This window comes from Marivita sp. S0852 (genome assembly GCF_046591575.1).
Classification (GTDB): Bacteria; Pseudomonadota; Alphaproteobacteria; order Rhodobacterales; family Rhodobacteraceae; genus Marivita.
On record NZ_JBIQWA010000013.1, the window covers coordinates 36,737 to 60,742 of the forward strand.

Here is a 24,006-nt window from a genome sequence, read left to right on the forward strand (position 1 = left end):
CCCAAAACACTGTCATCCCCGGGTCACGCCCGGGAATGACACGTAAAACCAACTGTGGCACAGCCCCCCTATGACCGCTTTCATCATCCGTCGCCTTCTGGTCGCCATTCCAGTGCTCCTGCTTCTTGTGGTGCTGACCTTCGTGCTGATGTACGCGGCCCCCGGATCGCCTTTTGCAACCGAACGTGGTGTCCCGCCGGCGGTGTTGGCCAATCTCGAACGGGAATACGGCCTGGATCAGCCGTTTATCGTTCAGATCTGGACCTACATCACCAATATCGTGACGCGGTTCGATTTCGGGCCAAGCTTTGTGTACCGCGATCAGGATGTGAACGATCTGATCGCACAAGGCTTTCCCGTCACCCTGACCTACGGGCTTTGGGCCTTTGTTCTGGCAACGCTGGTCGGCGGCCTGCTGGGCATTGTGGCCGCACTCAAACAAAACTCATGGCTGGACTACCTCGCCGTCGGCATCTCGGTCGGCGCGCAAGCGCTGCCGAATTTCGTTCTCGCGCCGATCCTTGTTCTGATTTTCACACTTTGGCTTGGCTGGCTGCCCGGAGGCGGCTGGCAAGGAGGTCAATGGCAATTTGTTGTCTTGCCGGTCATCGCCCTGGGCACCTCTTTCATGGCCTCCATCGCGCGGATCGCCCGCGCCTCCATGCTCGAAGTGCTGTCCTCCAACTTTATCAGAACCGCCCGCGCCAAAGGATTGTCCCAGCGCACGATCATGCTGCGCCACGCGCTTAAACCAGCGTTATTGCCCGTGATCTCGTATCTGGGACCGGCCTTTGTGGGAATGATCACCGGATCGGTGGTGATCGACATCTACTTTTCCACCGGCGGCATCGGGCAGTTCTTTGTCGCCTCGGCCCTGGCGCGCGATTACGGCGTGATGATGGGCATCACCGTCCTATTGGGAGCTTTGACCATTCTGTTCAACCTGCTTGTCGATATCGCCTATGCGTGGATCGACCCGAAGATCCGCTACTGATGCGGGGCGCTACGCTCACCGATGCGTCGCATCTGGCGCATGCTCCGAAGGGGCGCAGCCTGTGGTCTGACGCCCGCGCACGGTTCTTTCGCAACCGTGCCGCCGTGGCCGGGTTGATCGTGCTCGCGCTGATTGCGGCGTTTGCCACGATCGGACCAATCATCGCCCCCTGGGATTACGAGGAAATCGACTGGGCCGTGCTGGGCCAGGTCGAAGAATTGGGCCGCCCGTCGCTGGCAAGCGGGCATTGGTTCGGCACCGATCAACTGGGCCGCGATCTTTTTGCCCGCACCGCCCAGGGCACACAGATTTCGCTGATGGTGGGCCTGGTCGGCGCGCTGATCGCGGTATTCTTCGGCACGCTGTACGGTGCAATTGCCGGGTATTTCGGCGGTCGTGTCGATGGCACCATGATGCGTATCGTCGATGTGCTGATGTCGATCCCTTACATGTTTGTGCTGATCCTGCTGCTGGTGGTGTTCGGACGCTCGATCCTGATGCTGTTCATTGGCATCGGCCTGATTTCCTGGCTCGACATGGCGCGCATCGCGCGGGGGCAGACTCTGGCCCTCAAAGGCAAGGAATTTGTCGAGGCGGCCATCGCCACCGGTGTGCATCCCTTCCGCATCATCCTGCGCCATATCGTGCCCAACCTGCTGGGCGTGATCATCGTTTATGCCACTCTTTTGGTGCCTTCGATGATCATCTACGAATCCTTCATCTCGTTCCTTGGATTGGGCGTTCAGGAACCGCTGACGTCCTGGGGCGCGCTGATCAACGAAGGCGCGTCAGAGATGCGCAATGGCACGATCTGGCAATTGCTCTTCCCTCTCGGGTTCTTCGTGGCCGGGCTCTTTGCGTTTTTCTTCGTGGGCGACGGGTTGCGTGACGCCCTTGATCCGAAAGACCGCTAATGCTGCTTGATGTTTCCGATCTGAATGTCGCCTTTGACACCCCCGACGGCACGGTGCGCGCGGTCAATGGCATGTCCTTGCGGCTCGACAAGGGCGAAACGCTTGCCATTGTCGGAGAAAGCGGGTCCGGCAAGACGCAGCTGGCCTTTGCCATATTGGGCCTTCTGGCGCGCAACGGCTCGGCGCGCGGCTCTGTCCGGCTTGAGGGCGAAGAGGTGCTGGGCCTGCCCGAAAGCAAACTGAATCGTCTGCGAGCCAAGCGTATGGCGATGATTTTTCAAGATCCGATGACCTCGCTCAACCCGTATCTGCGGGTGGGCGACCAGATGGCCGAAGTGCTGACCCTGCACCACGACATATCCAAACGCGACGCGCTGATCGAAAGCGCCAAAATGCTTGAAGCGGTGCGCATTCCTGACGCGCAGGGGCGGCTTTCGATGTATCCGCACGAATTTTCCGGCGGCATGCGACAGCGCATCATGATCGCCATGGCGTTGCTGTGTCGCCCGCAACTGCTGATCGCGGACGAGCCGACCACCGCGCTCGATGTCACTGTTCAGGCCCAGATCATGGATCTGCTCGAGGACATTCGTCTGGAATTCGGCACCGCGATGATCCTGATTACCCATGATCTGGCCATCGTCGCGGGCAGTTGCGACCGCACTTTGGTGATGTATGGCGGTCAGGTGATGGAAGCCGCACCCACGGATGCGCTTTTTGCCGATCCACTCCATCCCTATACCGCCGGTCTGCTGGCAGCGGTGCCCCGGCTGGATGTGGCACAGGAGATTTTGCCAACAATCCCCGGCGATCCCCCGGACCTGACGCAATTGACAGGCGGCTGCCCGTTTGCCCCACGGTGCCCTCTGGCGCATGACGCCTGCGCGACCATGCCACCGCTGGTCGAATTCGCACCGGGCCGCGTCCGCGCCTGTCACGCCCCACCACAGGAGGTGTCATGACAACGCCGTTGCTCTCTGTTCAGGGGCTGGATGTGACCTTTCCCATCATGCCCCGCGCCGCCTGGCCCTGGACCAAGCCTAAGGGCCTGCAAGCGGTGTCACAGGTCGACCTGACGCTGGACCGGGGCGAAACCCTGGGTCTTGTCGGGGAAAGCGGTTCAGGCAAATCCACCCTGGCCCGCGCAATCATCGGCACAGTGCCGGTCACCGCAGGTCAAGTGACATGGAAGGGCAAGCCGATCACCGGGCTTGACGCCTCTGCCCGGCGCAAACTGGGCCGCCATGTGCAAATGGTGTTTCAAGACCCGCTTGCCGCGCTGAACCCGCGCATGACCGTGGGGCAAATCGTGGCAGAGCCGCTTTTGACCCACATGCCTGACCTTTCGACAACAGAGCGTCGAAACCGCGTCGGCGCGATGCTGGAGCGGGTGGGTCTTTTGCCGTCTCTGGTCAACCGGTATCCGCATGAATTCTCGGGCGGACAATGCCAGCGTATCGGCATCGCGCGGGCCTTGGTCACGGAACCCGAATTGCTGATTTGCGATGAACCTGTTTCGGCGCTTGACGTGTCGGTGCAGGCGCAGGTGGTCAATCTGTTGGCCGATCTGCAGCGCGACATGGGGCTGTCGATGCTGTTTATCGCCCATGATTTAAGCGTAGTGCGCCACGTCTCGACCCGCATCGCGGTGGTCTATCTGGGCCGTCTGGTCGAGACCGCCCCCGCCGAAGATCTGATCGCGGCCCCCCGCCATCCCTACACCAAAGCGCTGATTGCCTCGATCCCCGTGCCGGACCCGGTGCGCGAACGCGCCCGCACACGCACCGCGCTCGAGGGCGAACTCCCCTCGCCGCTTGATCCTCCGTCTGGCTGCGTGTTTCGCACCCGCTGCCCTATCGCGCGGCCTGCCTGCGCTGAAAAACGCCCCGCTCTGATCGAAGAGGCCCCCCAGCACCATGTTGCCTGCCCGTTTCACAACGACGCGCCAATAGAGGCAGAAACGGCCTAGAAACAGGCACTACACGGCCAATAGAGCCTATTCAGCTGGATCTGACGACTTCAGCCGCGCCATAGCGGGAATGACGGTTGTGTCCCCCACAGGCTCGTGATCGGGCAGCCCGTCTCGGGACAGCAAAATGGCAATGGGCCGCAATTCCTTGATGTGGGAACACACAATCATGATCGACACCATGATGGGAACCGCCAGAAACATCCCCACAATGCCCCAGACCGCCGCCCAAAAGGCAAGCGACGCGATAATCCCAAATGATGAAAGCCGCAGCGTCCGGCCAAGCAGAACAGGGTCAAGCACCTGTCCAACAACGAATTGAAGGAACCCGACGATAAAGAAAAGCGATACACCGATAACCGTGTCTCCGGTTTGCACATAGCTGACCAGCGCCACGATAAAGGTTGCAATAATCGACCCGACATTGGGGATAAAGTTCAAGACGAAGGTCAAAACCCCCATGGCAAACGCAAGCTCCAGATCGAACAGGGTCATGGCACCATACACCATGCCCCCGGTCAAAACGCTGATCACGGCTTTCACCACAAGATAGCGGTTCACCCGGTGGATGATCGACGAAATGATCATCTGCACCCGCACCGCACTTTCCTTGTCTCCCATCAGGCTGGTCAGTTTGGTGGAAAACCAGATCCTTTCCAGAAACATAAAGCCCACAAACAGGGTCACCAGAACAGCACCGGATGCAATATTCCCAGCCTGCCCTGCCAATGACGTCAGATACGGGCCAAACCGGATGCCCTGCAGCCACTCCAGAACCGAGGTTTCAACATCTTCACCCATCCAGCTAAACAGCTCGGCCACCGCCCGTTGCGCGGGATCGGCATATTGCAGAATGGTCAGAACGACAGTGTTGGCCTGGGTCAGCAAAATGGCCGACGCCATAATGAGGATCGTCGCAATCAGGAGAACCGCCAGCGTTGACGCGATCCAGATCGAAACCTTGGCGCTGCCGATCCTGAGCTGCTGAAAATAGCCAATCGCATCAGACGTCAACGAAAACAACATGATCGCGATGGCCAATGAGATCAAAAGGAACTTTGCCTGCACCAGAAGAAACAAGATCACCGCAAAGGCAATGATTCCAAGAAACCAACTTTGAAGTTTGCTGACGGTAAGAAACGCGTCCTGATCAGGATCAGTTTTTTTCGGCATTGTATGGCGGCTGGTCCGAGTGAATCATAACAGAACGTATGCACGCTACAATAGCGCGCCCCAAGCGGAAACCCCACTTTGTGACACACCGTCTATGATGTCGAAATCGAGACCTGTCGAAAATCAGGCACTTCCAGCCGCAGCGCCGCTTCGATCACGTCCATATAATGCCCATCCACATAAGATGCGATAAAGCGGCTTGGTGCCGTAACGTGTACCGTTCCAGGACCGGACCAGTCATAGTCAAGATCGGCAAGCCAACTGGAATAGACCTCCGGATGCGATGCGTTCAAGGATCGCTTCACCGCACTCCATGGGTCAGAGATGTCTGGCTCACTTGGCACCGCGTGCCTGACGCGCAAAGGCACAACCTTCTGATCTTGCGGCTCAGGAATTTCTTCTGCGGCCATCCTTTTTGAAAAATCAGACCCTATTGCGGCCCAAAACGGCTCTGACATCTCAATAATGCGGCTGAGGTTCAGACGATAGGACGCCACCCTGCCCCGGACCCCTGCCCGGACACAAATCAACAGCTTTTGCTCAACCCAGAACTTCACCTCACGCTTGGCGGTCCTGTCCGACACGCCCCAAAGCCGCGCCATCTCGGCCTGTCCCATGCTCACCTCATTGCGCCGCCAATTGTACCGTGCCGTCACTAACAAGGCCAAACGCGGCATCGAAACCTGATCGCGGTTTGACCCGTGAATGCCTATCAACCCAATCGCTGATAGAATATCGTATTTCATGACGGCAGCGGTCGGCCCTGTCACGGGTCGCGCTGCAGGAAAAACTCTGCTCATCTCTTGCCTCATGCGATCACTGTGCTCAGCGATTCTTCTTTGAAACAATCAACACATGTTTTCCCGTATTTTGTCAATGACGAGGAAAAAACACGACTTGGGCCTTCATTTGAAAATCCAAAAAAGGATAAGGTCAAATGGTGTAGTGTGACAGCCAGAGTGTCACCCAATTCGCCCCTGCATGTCACCCAAACGCCGTTTTTGGTGACGCACGATGTCACTGAATATGACTTTAAAGACCCAGATTTGCAGCCTTTTGCCGGAATTTTCCGATTTTTCGGGAATCCGTGTTTTACTTTTGCGCAAAAACTGAAATCGCGTTATTCACGGAATATAAGCAAATAACAAGAGGCAGATCATGCGGGATCACTCAGACCTATTGGCAATGAACGAACGCAGCCTGGCACAGCAGGCCGCCGTGCGCCGCGCCACCTTTAGCCCAGGCGAGGTCAAAACCCTCCGCCCCTTTTCGATCTGGGAGATTTCCCAGTTCATGTTCAACGTACCTGCGGACACGCTGCGCAAGAAGCTGTCCGAAGACCCGTCTCTGCCCCAGGGCGAAACCGAAGCCGACGGGCGACAGCGCTGGTTTTCGCTGACGGAAATCAACGAGCTGCGGCGCCGGATGCGGTTCCGTGGGAAATCGCTTAGCCCGAAACGGCCCAGCGGTCGGGCAATGCGGGTCGCGGTGTCGAATTTCAAAGGTGGTGTCGGCAAAACCGTCGTCGCCCAGCACCTCGCAAATGCCGCCGCTTTGGACGGGTATCGCGTGCTTTGTGTCGATTTCGACCCGCAGGCGACGCTGACCCATTCCATGGGGCTGACCGAGGTGAAGGAATGGAACACGGTTTGGGGGATCATGTGCCGGGATCTGTGTCGCGAGGCAGACCGGATCATGGACAGCTATGATGACCCGGATGAATGCCCCTACCCGTCCTCGGCCGAACTTCCGGAAGACGTACAATCCATCGGTGCCCAGCGGTTTCAGGACTTTATCCAACGCACCTGCTGGCCGACCATCGACATCATCCCAAGCTGCGCCAATGCGGCCTTTGTCGAATTCGCATCGGCGCAATACCGGTCGTTGCACAAGGCGTGGTCGTTCTTTGGGTGCATGGCGCGGTATCTTGATGAATTGCCGGATGATCAATATGACATCATCATTTTCGACTGTCCGCCAGCGATTGGATATCAGTCTCTAAACGCGGCATTTGCGGCTGATATTCTGTATGTGCCCTCTGGTCCCGGCTATTGGGAATATGACAGCACAACCAGCTATCTGGGTCAGCTGGGCGATGCGATGGCCGATATTTCGGACGGGTTCACGCAACTGGCTGCGGACGCCGCGATAACGCTTCCGAAACAATTTGCCGACATCCGTTTGCTGATGACCCGCTTTGAAGCCACCAATCCGCTACATGCCGCCATGATGGACGCGTTTCGCAACGTGTTCGGGTCGGATGTGTGCAATCATCCGATTGAAATGACCCGCGCGGTTGAACAATCGGGGCGGTTTCAGATGTCGGTCTATGAACAGGATTACAGGCAGATGACGCGTGAGACGTGGAAGCGCGCGCGGCAGAGTTTTGATCGCGCTTATGATGAATTCCTCGACACCGTTCTGAAAGCCTGGACCAACAACAATGCCCAGAACAAGGCAACGAAGGAGGCCGCGGAATGAGCAGCAAAAACAAATTCGGATTTGCGCCCTTGGACACTGCCCCGACGCCGGCCCGGCGGGAAAGATCGCCGGGCCCGATGGGGGCTGCGGTGCGCGACACGGCAGAAAATCTACAAGAGGCGACCGAAGCCAAGGTGGAACAGCGCCGCCGCAATGCGGAGGATGCCAAAGCGTTTCGCGCGGCTCAGGAAGACGGGCTGGTGCTTGAACGGTTACCCGTGGGTGACATCCAGACCGATGATCTGCCCCGTGATCGTTTGCAGCTTGAGGTGATCGCCCAATCGGACGAGATGGAGGAGCTTAAATCCTCGATCCGAGAACGCGGACAGAAAGAGCCGATCGAGGTTTATGTCGGCGCAGATGGCGCGTTTCAGCTTAAAAAGGGATGGCGCCGCCTGACCGCGCTGCGCCAATTGCTGGGTGAAACCGGTGATGATGCCTTTGCCGAGGTGGTCGCGCGCGTCGAGCGAACTGCCGAGGACCGCATTTCGCGCTACATTGACATGGTCGAAGAGAACGTGGTGCGCGAAGACCTGTCTTTTGCAGAGATGGCGCAAGTTGCGATCACCGCGTCGCTGGACAAAGCCGTGGGTGAGCCGGACCCGAATGAACTGGTCAATCGCTTGTATGGGTCGCTGCACAAAACCAAGCGCAGCTATATCAAAGGCTTTGTCTTTATGATGATGGTTTTGGGGGACAGCCTGAAGTTTCCCAAAGCGATTTCCCGTAACCTTGGTGTCGAAGTGTCTCGGGCGATCACCAACAAAGCGGCGGTGGAGGCGCTTCGGATCAAGCTGGAAGCCGTGACGACGCCGGACGCGCAGAATGATTTGCTGTCCGCTTTTGTGAAAGAGTCAAAAGCATTGGCCACGTCGGAAAGCGCTGAAAAGCCGCCGCGTCAGAAGTTTGAATTCTATGTCGGAAAGACCAAAGTCACCGCGCGGGATGGGGAGTGTCGGATCGTCAGTGACCGGGATTTTGCCACCATCCCGAAAAGCGCCCTAGAGCGTGCTGTTGCCGCGTTCGAAGAGGCGTTGACGGCACAGCCGCGTGTGCGCAGCCTTGAGTAGACAGGGCGGTTACCCACGGGTAACCCTGCCTAATTTTTAAGCACAGTTACCCATGGGTAACCATCAAACGGCCGCCAAATCAGCGGCCGTTTTCCTTTTTGCCCCACATTTTCAGAGGTCAGCGTAATAATGGCAAAATGTGATGCGTTTGCCGAAGTCAGAGCGCTGCGGTCAGATTTTCCCAGGCGTCCAGCGTCGCGGCGTTTGATGTTGCGGCCCAGCGATGCGCCACAAGATCCATCTCAAGACTGCCCAGCTCTGTGTTAAGATTGCAAAGATCCCCGCGTGAAAGGGCAGGGCGGGCCAATGCCTCTGGCACCCAAGCGACGCCAAGACCCGATTGAGACAGCTGCAAGGCGGCTGTCGACAGGCCGGTTTCCGTCACGACACTGATGCTGCATCGGGGATCAAGGGTGGGCAATATATGCCGCGCGATGGCAGCGCCCAGAAACACTTCGGCGGGATATCCGATGATGCGCAGTGCGCCATTGTGAAACTGTTTCATCAGATCGCGCCTGTGGGATGCGGCGCAAACCGGGATCAGCAGTTCAGAGCCGATCTGCGCTTCGATCAGGAAAGATGGCGGGTCTGAAACGGGTTCTGACCTGATCCGATAGGTCAGGGATATCGCCACTTGTCGCCGGATCAAAAGCGTTTCGCATTCGTCCCTGTTGGCGGACCGCAGGCGGATATGGGTGTGGCTGGATTCGGCTAGGGCGGTGATGATCTTTGCGCCCATTGACGTGGTGATGGCGTGCTGGCTGGCAATAATCAGCTGCCGAACGCCGGTGCTTTGTTCCTGTCGCATCTCGGACAGCAGCAGCCGCTGTTCTCTGGCGAGTTTGCGCAGCGCCGATTCGTGATCATGAAGGATGGCGGACGGCCCGCTGGGTTTGACACTGCGATCAATGAGTTCGATGCCTAAAACGTCTTCCAGAACCTTGATCCTGCGAGAGAAGGCAGGTTGTGTTACATTGCGCAGGCGCGCGGCATCCGCGACGCCGCCGCTGTCCAGCAAAGCAATAAGGTCTTCAATCCAATCTATGCGCATTCTGACCATCTTTATGCAATTGACGCATAATAACAGCCGATTTTCTATTTGACGAGCGGTAAAACATGCATAACTGTCCGCGCAACCGTCTTGAAAGGATGTCTGATGCATTTCTCCCGATTCCCTCGCGTTAACCTTGCCCATCTTCCCACCGCGCTGGAGCCGATGGATCGGTTGTCAAAAGAGCTGGGCGGCCCGCGGATCTGGATCAAACGCGATGACTGCACCGGGATGTCCACTGGCGGTAACAAGACGCGCAAGCTTGAGTTTTTGATGGCAGAAGCGGTGGAGCAGGGGGCCGATCTGGTCATCACGCAGGGCGCGACCCAATCCAACCACGCACGTCAAACAGCGGCCTGTGCCGCCAAGCTGGGGATTGCCTGCCATATCCTTTTGGAGGACCGCACCGGATCGAACGATCCCAACTACAATCTGAACGGCAATGTGTTTCTGGATTTCCTGCACGGGGCAACGGCAGAAAAGCGCCCCGGCAGCGGGCTTGATATGAATGCCGAAATGGAAACGGTTGCGGAAAAGTTCCGCGCTGAGGGGCGCAATGTATACACCATCCCCGGTGGCGGTTCCAACCCGACGGGCGCGTTGGGCTATGCAAATGCGGCGATGGAATTGGTGACCCAGGCCAATAATATGGGCCTGCGGATTGACCGTCTAATCCACGCGACGGGAAGTGCAGGAACACAGGCGGGTCTGGTTGTAGGTCTAAAGGCGATAAACGCGAATATCCCGCTGCTGGGCATCGGTGTGCGTGCGCCCAAGCCAAAGCAGGAAGAGAACGTCTATAATCTGGCGGTAAAGACAGCCGAAAAGCTGGGCTGCCCCGGTGTTGTGTCGCGTGAGGATGTAGAGGCGAACACCGATTACGTGGGCGACGGCTATGGCATCCCGACAAAAGAAGGATTGGCCGCGATCGAGATGTTCGCCCGGCTTGAGGGGATTCTGCTTGATCCGGTTTATTCGGGCAAAGGGGCTGCCGGTTTGATTGATCTTGTGAAAAAAGGCGCGTTCGAGGGCGATGAGAACATCGTCTTCCTGCATACGGGCGGCGGTGTGGCCTTGTTTGGCTACACGGCAGCGTTTGATTATGACGCGCCCGCACCGGCAAGTGCTGCGGAATAGGCTCTTGATGCAGCCGTTTACCGGAAGTTTTACCCAGCAAGAACCCATCGCCGAAGATGCGATAGCGGCGGCTGTCGAGGTGCTGAAATCGGGGCGGCTGCACCGGTACAATACGGTTGGTGAAGAACTGGGCGCTGTGGCCGAGCTTGAGGCGGCCTATGCGGCGTATCAGGGGTCGGCATATTGTCTTGCCTGCACCTCTGGCGGCTATGCCATGGCAACCGCATTGCGCGCCTTGGGTGTCGGGGCAGGGGACGTTGTTCTGACAAACGGGTTTACGCTTGCGCCTGTGCCGGGCGCGATTGCGGCGGTGGGGGCCGAGGTTGGGTTGGTCGAGATCACCTCTGATCTGGTCATCGACCAGGGTGATCTTGAACGCAAGATCCAAACGATGTCACCCAAGGTGGTGCTGGTGTCGAATATGCGCGGGCATCTGTGCGATATGGAGGCGCTTGTGGCGCTTTTGGAGCGTTACAATGTGCCGCTGATCGAGGATTGCGCACATACGATGGGCGCGTCCTGGAACGGCACTAAATCGGGCAGTTTTGGCCTTGCGGGATGTTTTTCGACCCAGACTTACAAGCACATGAACAGCGGGGAAGGGGGGCTTCTGACCTCGGATGATCCGGAGTTTATGGCGCGGGCGATTATGCTTTCGGGGTCGTATATGCTGTTTGACCGGCACGGGGCGGCACCGGCACCGGATGTGTTTCGCGATATCAAGCTTGAGACGCCGAACATGTCGGGACGATTGGACAATCTGCGCGCGTCGATCCTTTTGACCCAATTAGGCGGTTTAGAGACGAATATTGACCGCTGGAACGCGCGCCACGATCTTGTGGCGGACCGCCTGCGCGGGGTGCGCGGTGTGTATGTTCCGCAGCGTCCGGTACAAGAGCGCTATGTGGGGTCATCGTTTCAGTTCCTGATGCCGGATGCGACGCCGGATATGATGATGCAGGTGGTCACGCAGGCCAAGAGGTTAGGGGTCGAGCTAAAGTGGTTCGGCGCGGACCAGCCGGTTGGGTTTACTTCGAACCACCAAAGCTGGCGATATATCTCGCCGCAGGATTTGCCGATAACAGACTCTATTCTTGCCGGACTCATTGATATGCGCATTCCATTGACATTCAGTCTGGAGGATTGCGCACAGGTTGCCGACATCATCGTGCATGTGATTGCTGATGTGACCCGGCAGGGGGCGGCGTGATGCGCATAGTGGGTGTTCTGGGTGGTATGGGGCCAGAAGCCACGATTTATTTTATGCAGCGCGTGGTTAACGCCGTTCCTGCGCGCGATGACGCGGATCATGTTCCGCTGATTGTTGATAACAACACGCAAGTGCCGTCACGAATCAAGGCGATTATCGAGGGCACAGGAGACGACCCCGCCCCGGTGCTTGTGCAGATGGCGCAGGGTCTGGTTGGGGCAGGGGCCCAAGCGCTTGTCATGCCGTGTAACACGGCCCACTATTATGCCGAGCATGTCGAACGCGCGACCGACGCGCCGTTTCTGAACATGGTAACACTGTCGTGCGCCGAGGCGGCACAGACTGCGCCCGGTGGTAAGGTTGGGCTGCTTGGATCACCGGCCTTGCGCCAGGTGGGAGTGTTTGAGGCCGCGCTTGCGGCAAAAGGCCTGGCACCGGTCTATGGCCAAGACGACCGGCGCGTTTTGGCGACAATCCGCGCGATCAAAGCGCAGGGGCCTTCGGAATTTGCAGCCCATACGCTAAGCGACGTGGCCGCCCAGATGGTTGAGGATGGTGCCGACGTGATATGTATCTGTTGCACTGAATTTTCGCTTTTGGCCCGCGAAATAACCGCTAAGGTAAACATGTTTGATGCGCTGGATGTTCTGGTGAACGCGACGGTGCAATTTTCTACAACGGATCGGGCATGATCCGATGTAACGCGGAGAGACACAAAAGAGCAAAAGGCCGCGTCTCTTTGAAAAAACCAAGTCCAATAGGGAAAGGACACTCCTCATGAAACTGACCAAGACAAAAGCGCTGACGACATCAGCCATCGTTGCCCTTGGGGCCACCACATCGGCGCAGGCCGCCGACATTGTGATTGGCGTGCCGAACTGGGCCTCGGTGAACGCGACGGCGCATGTTCTGGAAGTTGTGATCGAAGACAATCTTGGCCTTGATGTCGAGCTTCAGAACGGGACAAACCCCATCGTGTTCGAAGCCATGGACAGCGGGTCCATGCATGTGCATCCCGAAGTGTGGATGCCGAACCAGCAGAACCTGCATGACACCTATGTCAAGGAAAACGGCACTGTCGTGATGAATGAAAACCCTGTTCAGGCGTCTCAGGGGATGTGCGTGCCGACCGCGATTGCGGAAGAATACGACATCCGGTCAATTGATGATCTGACCGATCCTGACAAGATCGGTATCTTTGACACAGACGGGAATGGCACACCCGAAGTCTGGGTCGGGGCACCGGGTTGGGCCTCGACTGTTGTCGAAAAGATCCGGGCCAAGTCATACGGATATGACCAGATGTTCGAATTGACCGAGTATGAGGAAACCATCGCCTATGCCAATCTGGCCAATGCGGCGACGGCGGGTGAGCCGTGGCTCGGCTTTTGTTACAGTCCGCATTACATCTTTGTGACGCAGGATTTGTACGTTCTGGAAGAGCCTGCGCATGATCCGGCAACATGGAATATCATTCAGCCGACAGATGACCCCGATTGGCTTGAGAAATCCGAAGCATCGACCGCCTGGAACGGGGCAACGCTGCATCTGCATTACGCAAAAGAGCTGGAAGAAACCTATCCCGAGGTCGCAGCGCTGTTCCGCAATTATCAGATGGACGGTGAATCGCTGAGCGCGATGGGCAAGGCGCTTGCGATTGATGGTCAGGAGGCGGCGGATTATGCCAGAGAATGGGTCGCCGCCAATGAAGACACGGTCATCAACTGGCTGACCAACTAAGCCTCAGAGGGTCAGGGCCGCTTGTCATCAAAAGCGGCCCTTTTCATATCCGTCATGGGCCATGGCGGGTGACCACCCCTTAAGTTCAGTGGGAGAGGCCAATGGACGACCCTGTCGTCAAACTTCAGAACGTCTGGAAGATTTTTGGTGATCGCAGCGATGCCGCGATGAAAGCGGTGCTTGACGAAGGTCTGACCAAACCGCAGGTTTTGGAAAAATACAGTTGTGTGGTCGGCGTGCAGAACGCCAGTTTCGAAGTCTCGCGCGGCGAGATTTTCTGTATCATGGGATTGTCCGGTTCCGGTAAATCGACACTGGTGCGCCATATCAACCGTTTGATTGAACCAACCGCAGGCAAGATCGAGATTCTAGGGCAGGACGTGTCTGCCATCTCGGCCAGCGAATTGCGCCGCATCCGCGCGCAGCAGATCGGGATGGTGTTTCAGCATATGGCGTTGTTGCCGCACAGGTCGGTGCGGGACAATGTCGCCTATCCCTTGGAAATTCGCAAAGTGGCAAAATCCAAACGCTGGGCGATTTCGGAACATGCGTTGGGTCTGGTGGATCTTGTCGGCTATGAAGACCGTCTGCCGCGCGAATTGTCGGGCGGGATGCAGCAGCGTGTCGGCATTGCGCGCGCCTTGGCGTCCGATCCCGAGATCCTGTTGATGGACGAGCCGTTTTCGGCGCTTGATCCGTTGATCCGCTTGCAATTGCAGGACCAGTTCAAGGCGCTGGTGGCGCAGCTTAAGAAGACCACGCTCTTCATCACCCATGATCTGGACGAGGCGATCCGGATCGGCCATCGCATTGCGATCATGAAAGACGGGGTGATTGTGCAGATCGGCACGCCAGAGGACATCGTGATGAACCCGGCGGACGATTATGTGCGGGAATTCGTGCAGGGGATTTCCAAGCTGAAGCTGGTCAAGGCGCATTCCATCATGGAGCCAATGGAGAGCCACAGCGGGTCTCTTGATGGGGCACCGCGGGCGGATGAAAGCGCCGATCTGGATCAGTTGATTGACCTTGCCGTTGGCACGGATCTGCCGGTGGTTATCACGCAAGACGGGGCAGAGATCGGGATCGTCACCAAACCACGGCTGTTGCGCGGCATTCAGGGGGGCAAAGATGAGTGACGCAACCACAGACATGAAGGTCACGGCGGCCTCGGATATCGAGGTGGACCGCGATGCGTTGGACCGGTCGATTAAGCAATTCGCCGGACCGAACGGCGAGTATTATGTCGAGACATTCCACAAAATTCACGACAATACCGGGGTTATTCCCAAGACATTCAACATCTGGGCCGCGGTGCTTGGGCCGCTTTGGGCCTCGTCTCGGGCGATATGGGGCATGTTCTGGGCGTTTCTGATCCTGGAGATCATCGCCTGGGTGCAGATCGGGCGCGGGCTTTGGGGCAATCTGGGTGCCGATTTTCTGGCCCGCGCGGATCAGCAACGGGCACGGATGCAGGAACGGCTGGATCAGGCGGCGGCGGCCGCGGATGAGGACACGCGGCAACGGTTCGAAACCCTGGCCGGTAACATGCAGCGTGCGATTGATCAGAACCTGGAACGTGCCGAAGCGGCGCAGGCCGAGGGGATGGGCATTTTGCTGACGGGACTGGTGTTGCTGGTGCTGTTCAAGCTGGTTCAAGGGATTTACGCAAATATCGCTTATGAAAAACAGTATTCACGCTGGCGGATTGATCCCGATAGCATCGAGAGCGGGCGATCAAAACACAACATGATCCTGGGCGGCCTGCTGACTGCTGCGATTGCGCCGTTGATTGTCTACAAGTTCACGGTCAGCACGTCTTTGCCGTTGCTGGAGGAGTTTCCGGAACGCCAAGTGTCTGAAATGCTGCTGGGCGAGGGGGGCGGTACGCTTTTCGGTGCGGTCGCGTCCTGGATGGAGGCGCGGATTGATGCGGCGGCGACTGCGGGAGGAGATGTCTTTGACGGCATTGTTCTGGGTGTGCGGACGGTTCTGGACGCGCTGACGCTGGCATTGAACGGGTCGCCTTGGCCGGTGGTCATGCTGGTGATTGCGGTGACCGCCTATCGTGCGGCGGGGCCTCGGGTGGCGATCTTTACCGTGGCGGCGATGGCCTATACCGCGCTGTTGGGCTATTGGGCGCTGGCGATGGAGACGGTGGCCCTTGTGGGGGCGGCGGTGCTCTTGTGTGTCATCATCGGCATTCCGCTGGGCATCTGGTTTGGCAAATCACAACGGGCGTACCGTATGGCGGAACCGGTGCTTGATTTGATGCAGACGCTGCCTGCCTTTGTCTATCTGATCCCGATCATCGCGTTTTTCGGTACCGGCAATCCGCCCGGTATTCTGGCAACAATCATCTTTGGCATGCCGCCTGTCATCCGTTTGACGGCGTTGGGGATGCGGGGCGTGCCAGAGAGCATCAAGGAGGCTGCCGTCGCCTTTGGGGCCTCCAAATGGCAGTTGCTGAAGGATGTGGAAATCCCCCTGGCGTTGCCGTCGATCATGACCGGGGTCAACCAGACGATCCTGATGTGCCTGTCGATGGTGGTGATTATCTCGCTTATTGGCGGGGGTGGTCTGGGTCAGGAAATTCTGGAAGCGCTGCAATTTGCGGCCAAGGGTCCGGGGCTTTTGGGTGGTTTTGCGATCCTGTTTCTTGCCATGGTGATGGATCGTATCGTGCAGGGTGCGTTCAAGCGGGCGGATCAAAAATAGGGTCTATTAAGGCCCAAAATCGACAGTCCCCAGTGCAAGATCCGTGCGCCGGGGGATCTTGCGCGCCATGCAACTGCTCTGCTGTCAGGATGTGATGACGTTATGGTCGGGGCCAATTGGAAAGCCGGTGATGTTTTCGACCGTGTCTTCGCCGACCACCAGAAGGTCATGTTCGCGGTAGCCACCCGCGCCGGGCTGGCCTTCGGGGATCATGACCATTGGCTCTATCGAGACAACCATGCCCGGTTTCAACTCTGTGTCGATATCTTCACGCCGTTCAACACCGGCTTCGTGGCCGTAATAATGGCTGAGCACGCCAAAGGACGGGCCATATCGAAAAGAGCGATATTTGAGCAAATCCCATTCGCGATACAAGTCGTTCAGCTCGATCGCGATATCCGTGCAGCGAGCGCCCGGTTTGATCAATTCTAGGCCCCGTTCACGGATCTTGATGTTCTTTTCCCAGATATCAAGGCTTGCATCATCGACATGGTCGCAAAACAAGGTGCGTTCCAACGCGGTGTAATAGCCAAAGATCATCGGAAAGGTGTTGAGGCTCAGGATATCGCCGGATTGGACGATTTTGTTGGTGACGGGGTTGTGCGCTCCGTCGGTGTTGATTCCGGATTGAAACCACGTCCAGGTGTCCATCAGTTCGACAAACGGAAAGGATTTGGCGATTTCGCGGATCATGGCATTGGTCCCGGCGATGGCGACCTCGTGTTCGGCGACACCAGCCTTGATCGCATCCGCCACAGCCCAAGCGCCCACGTCGCATACGCGCGCGCCTTCTTTGATCAGCGTGATTTCCTCGTCGGATTTCAGCGTCCGCATCCACATGGCGGGCTGGCCCACATCGACCAGTTCTACACCGGGCAGGGCGTCCTGGATCAGTGCGCGACACTCCAGTGACATGTGATCGAATTCGACACCGACCCGTTTGGCACCTTGGGTCAGTTGCTGGACCGCGCAGTAGAAATTATCGTGGTGCCAATCGGTGTAGGTGATGTTGTTGCCAAAGCTGCGCCGCCACGGTTGACCGCCGTCGATACCGGCCGAGATGGTCGTGGCGGTTTTCTGGTCGATGACCATGCCGTATTTGCGGCCGACGTGGCAGTAAAGCCAGCCGCTATAATAATTGATGCAGTGACACGAGGTGAAGAGCGACGCATCGACGTCATTCTGGCCCATCCATTCGCGCAATTCGTTCTGGCGGCGGGCCATTTCAGAGTCTGAAAACGGCGAGAATTCCTTTTCGCCATTGTGCCACTCCATGACGTGAAGCATATCGTCCATTCGCACTCGTCCTTGTCACCGTCTGTGGTGCGAATGGTTAGCAGGTGGCTGATATAGACATAAATTAATAGAAGTGATCAGTTGATAAGTTTATCTAATGCATGCATCGCGGCTATGCTTTGCGAGCCTGGGTCGGTGTGCCAAAGGCTTTCACGCCCTCGGTGACTTGTTCAATCAGCATCAGGGCAGCGTCGGACATTTTCACATGTTTGTAGAACAGCCCGATGTGAATGTTGGGCAGGTCGGAAAACCGATCCTCGACACCAAGCAAGCGCATGCCCGGTTGCAATGTCTTGTTGGTCAGCGCGGTGACGCCCATGCCATCCAACACCGCTTTTTGCAGCGCCGAAATGCCGGGGCTTTCAAATGATATGTGCCAATCGCGCCCCTCGGCATCCAGCGCTTCGATCATGCGTTTGCGGTAATGGCATCCATCCGGGTGGGCCACGAGTTTGACGGGCGTGTCCGGATCGACCTTGTAGTCGCGGGCGCATGTCCACATGGGCCGTTCGGACCAATAGATCGAGACATAAGGCGCGGGCATGGAATCGGTGATGGCAATCGCAAAATCCAGCTCGTCTTTGTGCAGCGAGGACAGCAGATGTTGGCTGTGATTGCAGCGAATATCCAAAGTCACCTGCGGATTTTTTCGGGAAAATTCGGCGATGATCCGTTGCAGATGTTCGATCGAATAGTCGATGGGCAAGCCGACCCGCAGGGTGCCCAGAATCCTGGCCCGCTGAAGGTTTGCAACGGCGCGGTCATTGAGGCGCAGGATCTCTCTGGCATAGCCCAGAAGCGCCTGACCATCGGGCGTCAGTTCTATTTGTTTTCCCTTGTGGATCAAAAGTTTGGCGCCTGCCAGTTCTTCAAGCCGTTTGACCTGCAATGAAATCGCGGGTTGCGTGCGCCCCAGCACTGTTCCGGTTTCGGTATAATTGCGCAGATCGACAATCGTCACAAAGGTGCGCAGAAGGTCGGTCTGGAGGTTGGTAAACTGACGCATCATTAATATTCCTTATCCAACCATTGTTACTATGAATTTCCTGCATGTGACAAGCTGCTCTAGGTTCTGAGAATTCAAAACGGGGGGAGATTATGACGAAACCAACTGTGTTCGCCGCAGAAATGCCATGGCCGGATTATGAACGTCTGGTCAGTGGTGGTGATGTTCCGATCCTGATCCCGCTTGGGTCTATGGAGCAGCATGGCCATCACATGCCGATGCATGTGGATGTGCTTTTGCCGACGGAATTCGCACGGCGCGCCGCCGAGCAGGTTGGAGGCCTTGTCGCGCCGCCGTTTACCTATGGATACAAGTCGCACCAGAAATCCGGTGGCGGCAACTTTTTCCCCGGAACCACCAGCCTTGATGGGGCCAGCCTGGTCAATGCGCTCAAAGATGTGGTCAAGGAATTTGTGCGTCACGGGGCGCGCAACCTGTGTATCGTGAACGGGCATTTCGAAAATTCATGGTTCATCACCGAAGCCATTGATCTGGCGTTGCGGGAATTGGGCTGGGCCAATATTCATGACGTCAAGATCGTGGTTTTATCCTATTGGGATTTCGTCGATCAGGCGTCGATTGAAAAACTGTATCCGAACGGGTTTCTTGGATGGGACATCGAACATGGCGTGGTACGGCCATGCAGAGCCTGATATCGTTGGTGAGTTTGAAGAAGCTAACAACGTCAAGTTCGTGCCGAAATATTATACCGGCGGCGACAACATGCTGGGGCTGATCGCCCAATCGCCGCGTGGCACGTTTGATGTGATCCTGTCGGATGGGGAGTATGTTCAGCAGCTGAACGCGGCCGGGTTCATCGAAGAGCTTGATCCGGCTGATTACGCCTTTGACGACTTTTTCCCCGAATTCCAGAAATTCCCGGGCCATTGGCAGGATGACAAGCTGTTTTCGGTGATCACGCGCTTTGGCTTCCTTGGGGTGGCGTACAACACCGATACCTTTACCGAAGAAGAAGCGTCGAGCTATGATCTGTATGCAGATGACCGGCTGACGGGCAAGCTGGGTCATTTTGACTGGCACCTGCCGAACCTTGGTCAGATGAGCCTGCATGTCGGAAACGCGTCGCCTTACGACATTGACGAGGCCGCTTGGGAAAAGGTCCAAGAGCACACGATGGGCCTGCGTCGTCAGGCAGGCGGTTTCTTTGATTACGGTGGCACCTTCTCGTCGCTGGATAACGGTCAGATGCTGGCCTTCGCCGGGATCGGCGACTGGATCACCGGTACGCTTGAAAAGAACGGCAGCCCGGTGCGCAGCGTCATTCCCAAGGAAGGCGGGTTGCAGTGGACGGAAAGCTTCTCGATCGGGAAAGGGTCGCGTAACCCTGAAATGGCGAAAAAGTGGATTCAGTATATTACGTCGCCAGAAGGTCAGGCGAAATCCGCAGACATGGCGGCCTATCCGGCCATGGTGCCATCGGAAGCAGGCTGGAGAGTCCTTAACGACACCAACCCGGCAGAAGCCAAGCGTCAGAACATGGTTCTGGGTGAGCGCAACGCGATGGACATGATCCGCGAAGGTCTGATCCAGTATCGCCAGCTGCCCATTCAGCAGAGCCTCGAAGACTGGAACGACTTCTGGTCCGATTACAAAGGCGCATAAAGCGCGCGTGTATCGGGGCGCGCCTTTAGACGTGCCCCGATGTGCATCCCGATTGCAAAGCTATGGGATCTGATATGACCAAGCGACCCTCACTTTTTTCTTTGATCTTGTCTTTGCCGCTTCTTCTTTGGCAATTGACGTTCTTTCTGTTTCCGCTGCTGTTTCTGGTCGCGATCAGTTTCTGGACGGTGCGCAATTTTCAGATGACGCCCGATCTGAACTTTGGAAACTGGGAACGGGTTCTGACACGCGGCATTCGGGTATCTGGGGCTTGGGCCGTTTCCGATGTTGAACAATGCCTTCGGCATTATCGTGGGCATGGTCACGCTGACACTGCCTTTGGTCATTCTGCTGCAGACCTTTAGCCTGAATTTCGTCAATCGCGATTTGATCGAGGCCGCGCACAACCTGCGCTGTGGCCGGTTGCGAACCGTGTTTGCGGTGATCGTGCCCTCGGCCAAGGTGGGCCTGGTGATCGCGGCGCTGTTTGCCTTTATCCTGAGTTTCGGCGATTTCGTCAGCCCGCTTTATCTGGGCGGTGGCAACCCTCCGACATTGTCGATCATGATCACCGACTTTACCAAATCCGGTCAGCAATGGCCCCGTGCCGCGGTTGTTGCGATCATGATGATCATCACGTTGCTGACGGCGGCCTTCGCGGCAATCACCTATGCCTATAAAGAGCGGGGAAAGTAAGATGGGGAACGAAAATCGGATCATCAACCTGCTGCTCAAACTGCACATTGCGCTTTGCCTGCTGTTCATCTTTGCCCCGATTGCCGGAAGCTTTGTGTTCTCGCTCAATTCTGACCGATTTCCATCGCTGCCATTGGGTGAGTTTTCAACCGAATGGTATCGCCTGATCTGGGAAGATCCGCTGGTCTGGCAGGGCTTTGCCAATACGGTTGTTGTGGGTCTTACCGTAGCTGTGATTGCGACGATCCTGGGCTTTGGCGGCGCCTACACGGATTTCCGCTATAACTTTACCGGCAAATCCTTTTATGTCGCATTGGCCCTGTTGCCGCCGACCATTCCGGTCGTGATCATGGGTTTGGCGATGCTGGCCTTCCTCAGCCGCGTGAACCTGTCGGGCACAACCATTTCCGTCATTATCGCGCATGGGGTGATGTGTAGCCCCTTTGCGATGGCGATCATCCGGCTGCGTTTGTCGCAGATGGACCCTGATCTTGAAGCGGCATCCTGGAACATGGGGGGCAACCAGTGGCAGACGCTGCGCTATGTCATCATCCCCTTCGCCAAGCCCGCGATCTTTGCGGCACTGTTTATCACCATGGCGGTGTCCTTCGATGAATTTGCGGTTGCGTGGTTTGTATCAGGTCTTAACGAAACCTTGCCTGTGAAAATCCTTGGCTTCCTTCAAGGTCAGGTCAGCCCTCGCATCAACGCCATCGGCTCACTCGCCTTCCTCAGCTCAATGACACTGATCATCCTGGCCCAGCTGTTGCTGCGTAGCCCAGAGGACAAAACGAAATGAAAGCGAACGCACACATGGAACAGCAGTCAGAAGCGATTGTGAAGTTTGACAACGTCGTCAAGAAGTTCGGTGATTTCACCGCGGTCAAGAAAGCCGATTTCGAGATTGGCCGCGGAGAGTTCATGGCGATCATGGGATCGTCCGGCTGTGGCAAGACCACGACACTGCGCATGTTGGCCGGGTTGGAAGACCCCACCGAAGGCGCGATTTATCTGGACGGCGAAAAGGTAAACGGCAAGGCCACCTGGGATCGCGATACACCGATGGTCTGGCAGTCTTTGGCGCTGTTTCCGTTTCTGACGGTGCAGGAAAACGTCGAATTTGCGCTGAAGATGCGCGGAGTTGGCAAGGAAGAGCGGCGTCAGCGGGCCGAAAAATGGCTCGAAAAGATGCAGATCACCGAATTTGCAAATCGCAATATCAATCAACTGTCGGGCGGACAAAAACAGCGTGTCGCGCTGGCACGCGCGCTGGTGACCGAGCCAAAGATCCTGCTGCTGGACGAACCGCTTTCGGCCCTTGATGCGCATCTTAAGGTGCGGATGCAATCGGTTCTGTCAAATCTGCAAAAGGATCTGGGGATCACCTTTGTCTATGTGACCCATTCCATGTCCGAAGCCTTTTCCATGGCGGATCGCGTGGTCATCATGAGCCGAGGCCAGATCGAACAGATCGGCACACCCGAAGAAATCTACCGCGAACCGTATAACCGCTTTGTCGCCGAATTCCTTGGTTCGGCCAATATCTTTGACGGTGTGGTCAAAGGTCCGGCTGGTGCCGAAGGCTGGCATGTCACATATGAGGGCGGCGAAACGGTTCTGCCCAAAAGCGAGCTGGCGGATGCCACGCAGGGTCAACCGGTCACCTTTATCGTCAGCGCCGAAAACATGCAGCTGAGCCTACCTGACAGCGGTCAGCCGGGGATCAGCGCAAGCGTGGCCGGTGAAGAATTCATCGGCGGCACCGCGATGGTCTTTCTTGAGACAGAAACCGGGCAGGAAATCAAAGTTCAGAAAACCCATGACGAATTGTCCCTGCTGAACCTTCATGCGGGTTCCAAAGTTGTCGTGCATTGGGCCGCCGAAAGCTGCCACGTCTTGCCGGGTGAAAACATCTGATCCGGGATCGGCTAGGCCGGTTTGCCGTTTGGTATATCGGTCGCGGCGGCCCATTGGCCCCGCCAGGTTTCCGGCGTGATCCCGTATGTGGTTTTGAAAACGCGGATAAAATGCGACACATCTGCAAAGCCGGTGTCCTGCGCGATTTGGGTGATGCTTTGATCGGTGCGCTGCAACAGGCGCTCTGCCTGCGCCAGCCGGATCTTTTTGCCCGCTTCAAAGGGTGTGATGTTCAACGCAGTGGCAAAGCGCCGTTCCAGAGTTCTTGGGCTGATCTTTAACCGTGCCGCCAGTTCCGCAGTGGATGGCGGCGATTCCAGCGCTTGCTGCAACAGCAACAACGCGCGCCGCACCACTTTGTCGTCGGTGGTCAGCTCCAATGGCATACCGGGTTGCGGTCGGTCTGCCTCCATCGCCTCGTCGATCATCATGATCGACAGGCTTTTGCGCGCTGCGGCGCGGCCGATATGACGATCCACCAGAAACGCCGCCAGATGGGCAGAGCTGGTGCCCCCCGAACAGGTCAGCCGATCCCGATCCACAACAAAAATCTGATCCGAGACGGGCGCGATGCCGTCGAACTGTTCCAGAAAATCATTGTGGTGAAACCAGCTGACACAGCATTTGTACCCGTTCAAAAGCCCCGCACTGTGCAGCACAAAAGACCCGGTACAGACACCCACCAGTGGAATTCCGGCATCGGCCGCGCGGTGCAGGAAAGCGATGTATTCCGGTGCCAGCTGTTCCAATTCGCCCATCAGACCGCCGACCACGACAATATAGTCAAAGCGTGTCGGCTCCCCAAGCCGCTCTTCGGGCTGAACGCCAACCCCGCTCGAAGAGGTCACCGTGTTCATGTTGGCCGAGATGACCTTCCATTTGCACAGTATAGGTCTTGATCTGTCGCCTTCGTCTGAAGCGAGTCTTAGGACGTCTAGGAAGTTGGCGAATGCGCATAGGGTGAACTTTTTGGTGAGGATGAACCCGACGCGGAGGCGTGGTTTGTGGTTG

Annotated in this window: 22 protein-coding genes and 2 pseudogenes; 18 read left to right on the forward strand and 6 right to left on the reverse strand. The window is 57.1% G+C overall.

Translation table 11 applies throughout. The features are described from left to right. Nucleotides 1-70: 70 nt before the first annotated feature. Genes oppB through ACG74X_RS19300 form a run of 4 tightly spaced genes read left to right on the forward strand, consistent with a single transcriptional unit; the run spans nucleotide 71 to nucleotide 3,877 of the window. Nucleotides 71-994, forward strand: coding sequence for an oligopeptide ABC transporter permease OppB (gene oppB / locus ACG74X_RS19285; protein WP_411236963.1), 924 nt, complete (start codon nucleotides 71-73; stop codon nucleotides 992-994). Further along, nucleotides 994-1,908 carry an ABC transporter permease subunit gene (locus tag ACG74X_RS19290; protein ID WP_411236982.1) on the forward strand — a complete coding sequence of 305 codons (915 nt, stop codon included), beginning with the start codon at nucleotides 994-996 and terminating at the stop codon, nucleotides 1,906-1,908. Before oppB ends, ACG74X_RS19290 begins: the two co-directional genes overlap by 1 nt. Continuing rightward, on the forward strand, nucleotides 1,908-2,870 hold the full coding sequence (locus ACG74X_RS19295; protein WP_411236964.1) for an oligopeptide/dipeptide ABC transporter ATP-binding protein: 963 nt from the start codon (nucleotides 1,908-1,910) through the stop codon (nucleotides 2,868-2,870). Before ACG74X_RS19290 ends, ACG74X_RS19295 begins: the two co-directional genes overlap by 1 nt. Beyond that, nucleotides 2,867-3,877, forward strand: a complete 1,011-nt coding sequence (locus ACG74X_RS19300; protein ID WP_411236965.1) for an ABC transporter ATP-binding protein — start codon at nucleotides 2,867-2,869, stop codon at nucleotides 3,875-3,877. The genes ACG74X_RS19295 and ACG74X_RS19300 overlap by 4 nt, the downstream gene beginning before the upstream one ends. Nucleotides 3,878-3,904: 27 nt before the next feature. On the opposite strand, the gene ACG74X_RS19305 is transcribed toward ACG74X_RS19300, so the two are convergent. Both ACG74X_RS19305 and ACG74X_RS19310 read right to left on the reverse strand, forming a co-directional pair. Next, entirely contained in the window at nucleotides 3,905-5,050 is a 1,146-nt protein-coding gene (locus ACG74X_RS19305) for an AI-2E family transporter (protein ID WP_411236966.1), read from the reverse strand. Nucleotides 5,051-5,142: 92 nt separating this feature from the next. Further along, nucleotides 5,143-5,850, reverse strand: coding sequence for a DnaA N-terminal domain-containing protein (locus ACG74X_RS19310; protein ID WP_411236967.1), 708 nt, complete (start codon nucleotides 5,848-5,850; stop codon nucleotides 5,143-5,145). 21 nt (nucleotides 5,851-5,871) lie between these two features. On the opposite strand from ACG74X_RS19310, the gene ACG74X_RS19315 reads away from it, so the two are divergent. From ACG74X_RS19315 to ACG74X_RS19325, 3 genes are read left to right on the forward strand one after another with little or no spacing between them, the layout of a single operon-like run. After that, on the forward strand, nucleotides 5,872-6,195 hold the full coding sequence (locus tag ACG74X_RS19315; RefSeq protein ID WP_411236968.1) for a hypothetical protein: 324 nt from the start codon (nucleotides 5,872-5,874) through the stop codon (nucleotides 6,193-6,195). 13 nt (nucleotides 6,196-6,208) lie between these two features. Further along, nucleotides 6,209-7,531, forward strand: a complete 1,323-nt coding sequence (locus ACG74X_RS19320; RefSeq protein ID WP_411236969.1) for an AAA family ATPase — start codon at nucleotides 6,209-6,211, stop codon at nucleotides 7,529-7,531. Further along, nucleotides 7,528-8,601, forward strand: a complete 1,074-nt coding sequence (locus ACG74X_RS19325; RefSeq protein WP_411236970.1) for a ParB N-terminal domain-containing protein — start codon at nucleotides 7,528-7,530, stop codon at nucleotides 8,599-8,601. The genes ACG74X_RS19320 and ACG74X_RS19325 overlap by 4 nt, the downstream gene beginning before the upstream one ends. A gap of 157 nt (nucleotides 8,602-8,758) precedes the next feature. Here the strand turns inward: ACG74X_RS19325 and ACG74X_RS19330 are convergent, their stop codons facing one another. After that, entirely contained in the window at nucleotides 8,759-9,652 is an 894-nt protein-coding gene (locus tag ACG74X_RS19330) for a LysR family transcriptional regulator (RefSeq protein WP_411236971.1), read from the reverse strand. A gap of 105 nt (nucleotides 9,653-9,757) precedes the next feature. Between ACG74X_RS19330 and ACG74X_RS19335 the strand changes: the two genes are divergently transcribed. The 6 genes from ACG74X_RS19335 to ACG74X_RS19360 all read left to right on the forward strand — a co-directional run bounded on the left by ACG74X_RS19335 (nucleotide 9,758) and on the right by ACG74X_RS19360 (nucleotide 16,457). After that, the gene (locus ACG74X_RS19335) at nucleotides 9,758-10,789 is read left to right on the forward strand and encodes a D-cysteine desulfhydrase (protein WP_411236972.1); all 1,032 of its coding nucleotides are present in this window, start codon (nucleotides 9,758-9,760) and stop codon (nucleotides 10,787-10,789) included. Next, on the forward strand, nucleotides 10,755-11,999 hold the full coding sequence (locus tag ACG74X_RS19340) for a DegT/DnrJ/EryC1/StrS family aminotransferase (protein ID WP_411236973.1): 1,245 nt from the start codon (nucleotides 10,755-10,757) through the stop codon (nucleotides 11,997-11,999). The genes ACG74X_RS19335 and ACG74X_RS19340 overlap by 35 nt, the downstream gene beginning before the upstream one ends. After that, nucleotides 11,999-12,691 carry an aspartate/glutamate racemase family protein gene (locus tag ACG74X_RS19345; protein ID WP_411236983.1) on the forward strand — a complete coding sequence of 231 codons (693 nt, stop codon included), beginning with the start codon at nucleotides 11,999-12,001 and terminating at the stop codon, nucleotides 12,689-12,691. Before ACG74X_RS19340 ends, ACG74X_RS19345 begins: the two co-directional genes overlap by 1 nt. A gap of 85 nt (nucleotides 12,692-12,776) precedes the next feature. Further along, a complete protein-coding gene (locus ACG74X_RS19350) occupies nucleotides 12,777-13,739 on the forward strand; it encodes a glycine betaine ABC transporter substrate-binding protein (protein ID WP_411236974.1) in 963 nt (320 codons plus the stop codon). A 101-nt stretch (nucleotides 13,740-13,840) separates the two neighbouring features. Then, nucleotides 13,841-14,878: a quaternary amine ABC transporter ATP-binding protein gene (locus tag ACG74X_RS19355; RefSeq protein ID WP_411236975.1), complete on the forward strand. Its 1,038-nt coding sequence runs from the start codon at nucleotides 13,841-13,843 to the stop codon at nucleotides 14,876-14,878. Next, nucleotides 14,871-16,457 (forward strand): ABC transporter permease, encoded by a 1,587-nt coding sequence (locus ACG74X_RS19360; protein ID WP_411236976.1) that lies wholly within the window; start codon nucleotides 14,871-14,873, stop codon nucleotides 16,455-16,457. Before ACG74X_RS19355 ends, ACG74X_RS19360 begins: the two co-directional genes overlap by 8 nt. An 84-nt stretch (nucleotides 16,458-16,541) precedes the next feature. On the opposite strand, the gene ACG74X_RS19365 is transcribed toward ACG74X_RS19360, so the two are convergent. After that, nucleotides 16,542-17,753, reverse strand: coding sequence for a M24 family metallopeptidase (locus tag ACG74X_RS19365; RefSeq protein WP_411236977.1), 1,212 nt, complete (start codon nucleotides 17,751-17,753; stop codon nucleotides 16,542-16,544). A gap of 112 nt (nucleotides 17,754-17,865) precedes the next feature. Then, nucleotides 17,866-18,759: a LysR substrate-binding domain-containing protein gene (locus ACG74X_RS19370; RefSeq protein WP_411236978.1), complete on the reverse strand. Its 894-nt coding sequence runs from the start codon at nucleotides 18,757-18,759 to the stop codon at nucleotides 17,866-17,868. A 122-nt stretch (nucleotides 18,760-18,881) separates the two neighbouring features. On the opposite strand from ACG74X_RS19370, the gene ACG74X_RS19375 reads away from it, so the two are divergent. The 5 genes and pseudogenes from ACG74X_RS19375 (at nucleotide 18,882) to ACG74X_RS19395 (ending at nucleotide 22,995) form a co-directional block, all read left to right on the forward strand. Continuing rightward, nucleotides 18,882-19,412 carry a creatininase gene (locus ACG74X_RS19375; protein ID WP_411236984.1) on the forward strand — a complete coding sequence of 177 codons (531 nt, stop codon included), beginning with the start codon at nucleotides 18,882-18,884 and terminating at the stop codon, nucleotides 19,410-19,412. Next, nucleotides 19,378-20,382: pseudogene (locus ACG74X_RS19380) on the forward strand (spermidine/putrescine ABC transporter substrate-binding protein); the annotation flags it as partial. The gene ACG74X_RS19375 and the pseudogene ACG74X_RS19380, both read left to right, overlap by 35 nt. Before the next feature lie 62 nt (nucleotides 20,383-20,444). Then, nucleotides 20,445-21,078 (forward strand): annotated as a pseudogene (locus ACG74X_RS19385) (ABC transporter permease). A gap of 1 nt (nucleotide 21,079) precedes the next feature. After that, on the forward strand, nucleotides 21,080-21,877 hold the full coding sequence (locus ACG74X_RS19390) for an ABC transporter permease (RefSeq protein ID WP_411236979.1): 798 nt from the start codon (nucleotides 21,080-21,082) through the stop codon (nucleotides 21,875-21,877). Further along, nucleotides 21,874-22,995, forward strand: coding sequence for an ABC transporter ATP-binding protein (locus ACG74X_RS19395; protein ID WP_411236980.1), 1,122 nt, complete (start codon nucleotides 21,874-21,876; stop codon nucleotides 22,993-22,995). The genes ACG74X_RS19390 and ACG74X_RS19395 overlap by 4 nt, the downstream gene beginning before the upstream one ends. An 11-nt stretch (nucleotides 22,996-23,006) precedes the next feature. On the opposite strand, the gene ACG74X_RS19400 is transcribed toward ACG74X_RS19395, so the two are convergent. Then, nucleotides 23,007-24,006, reverse strand: a 1,000-nt coding sequence (locus tag ACG74X_RS19400) for a GlxA family transcriptional regulator (RefSeq protein ID WP_411236981.1), incomplete at its 5' end; no start/stop codon positions are given.

Bases quoted from the DNA above. Each gene is read 5' to 3' on its own strand.
- oppB (WP_411236963.1), top strand. From the start codon at position 71: ATGACCGCTTTCATCATCCGTCGCCTTCTGGTCGCCATTCCAGTGCTC.
- ACG74X_RS19290 (WP_411236982.1), top strand. From the start codon at position 994: ATGCGGGGCGCTACGCTCACCGATGCGTCGCATCTGGCGCATGCTCCG.
- ACG74X_RS19295 (WP_411236964.1), top strand. From the start codon at position 1,908: ATGCTGCTTGATGTTTCCGATCTGAATGTCGCCTTTGACACCCCCGAC.
- ACG74X_RS19300 (WP_411236965.1), top strand. From the start codon at position 2,867: ATGACAACGCCGTTGCTCTCTGTTCAGGGGCTGGATGTGACCTTTCCC.
- ACG74X_RS19305 (WP_411236966.1), bottom strand. From the start codon at position 5,050: ATGCCGAAAAAAACTGATCCTGATCAGGACGCGTTTCTTACCGTCAGC.
- ACG74X_RS19310 (WP_411236967.1), bottom strand. From the start codon at position 5,850: ATGAGCAGAGTTTTTCCTGCAGCGCGACCCGTGACAGGGCCGACCGCT.
- ACG74X_RS19320 (WP_411236969.1), top strand. From the start codon at position 6,209: ATGCGGGATCACTCAGACCTATTGGCAATGAACGAACGCAGCCTGGCA.
- ACG74X_RS19325 (WP_411236970.1), top strand. From the start codon at position 7,528: ATGAGCAGCAAAAACAAATTCGGATTTGCGCCCTTGGACACTGCCCCG.
- ACG74X_RS19330 (WP_411236971.1), bottom strand. From the start codon at position 9,652: ATGCGCATAGATTGGATTGAAGACCTTATTGCTTTGCTGGACAGCGGC.
- ACG74X_RS19335 (WP_411236972.1), top strand. From the start codon at position 9,758: ATGCATTTCTCCCGATTCCCTCGCGTTAACCTTGCCCATCTTCCCACC.
- ACG74X_RS19340 (WP_411236973.1), top strand. From the start codon at position 10,755: ATGACGCGCCCGCACCGGCAAGTGCTGCGGAATAGGCTCTTGATGCAG.
- ACG74X_RS19345 (WP_411236983.1), top strand. From the start codon at position 11,999: ATGCGCATAGTGGGTGTTCTGGGTGGTATGGGGCCAGAAGCCACGATT.
- ACG74X_RS19350 (WP_411236974.1), top strand. From the start codon at position 12,777: ATGAAACTGACCAAGACAAAAGCGCTGACGACATCAGCCATCGTTGCC.
- ACG74X_RS19355 (WP_411236975.1), top strand. From the start codon at position 13,841: ATGGACGACCCTGTCGTCAAACTTCAGAACGTCTGGAAGATTTTTGGT.
- ACG74X_RS19360 (WP_411236976.1), top strand. From the start codon at position 14,871: ATGAGTGACGCAACCACAGACATGAAGGTCACGGCGGCCTCGGATATC.
- ACG74X_RS19365 (WP_411236977.1), bottom strand. From the start codon at position 17,753: ATGGACGATATGCTTCACGTCATGGAGTGGCACAATGGCGAAAAGGAA.
- ACG74X_RS19370 (WP_411236978.1), bottom strand. From the start codon at position 18,759: ATGCGTCAGTTTACCAACCTCCAGACCGACCTTCTGCGCACCTTTGTG.
- ACG74X_RS19375 (WP_411236984.1), top strand. From the start codon at position 18,882: ATGCCATGGCCGGATTATGAACGTCTGGTCAGTGGTGGTGATGTTCCG.
- ACG74X_RS19390 (WP_411236979.1), top strand. From the start codon at position 21,080: ATGGGGAACGAAAATCGGATCATCAACCTGCTGCTCAAACTGCACATT.
- ACG74X_RS19395 (WP_411236980.1), top strand. From the start codon at position 21,874: ATGAAAGCGAACGCACACATGGAACAGCAGTCAGAAGCGATTGTGAAG.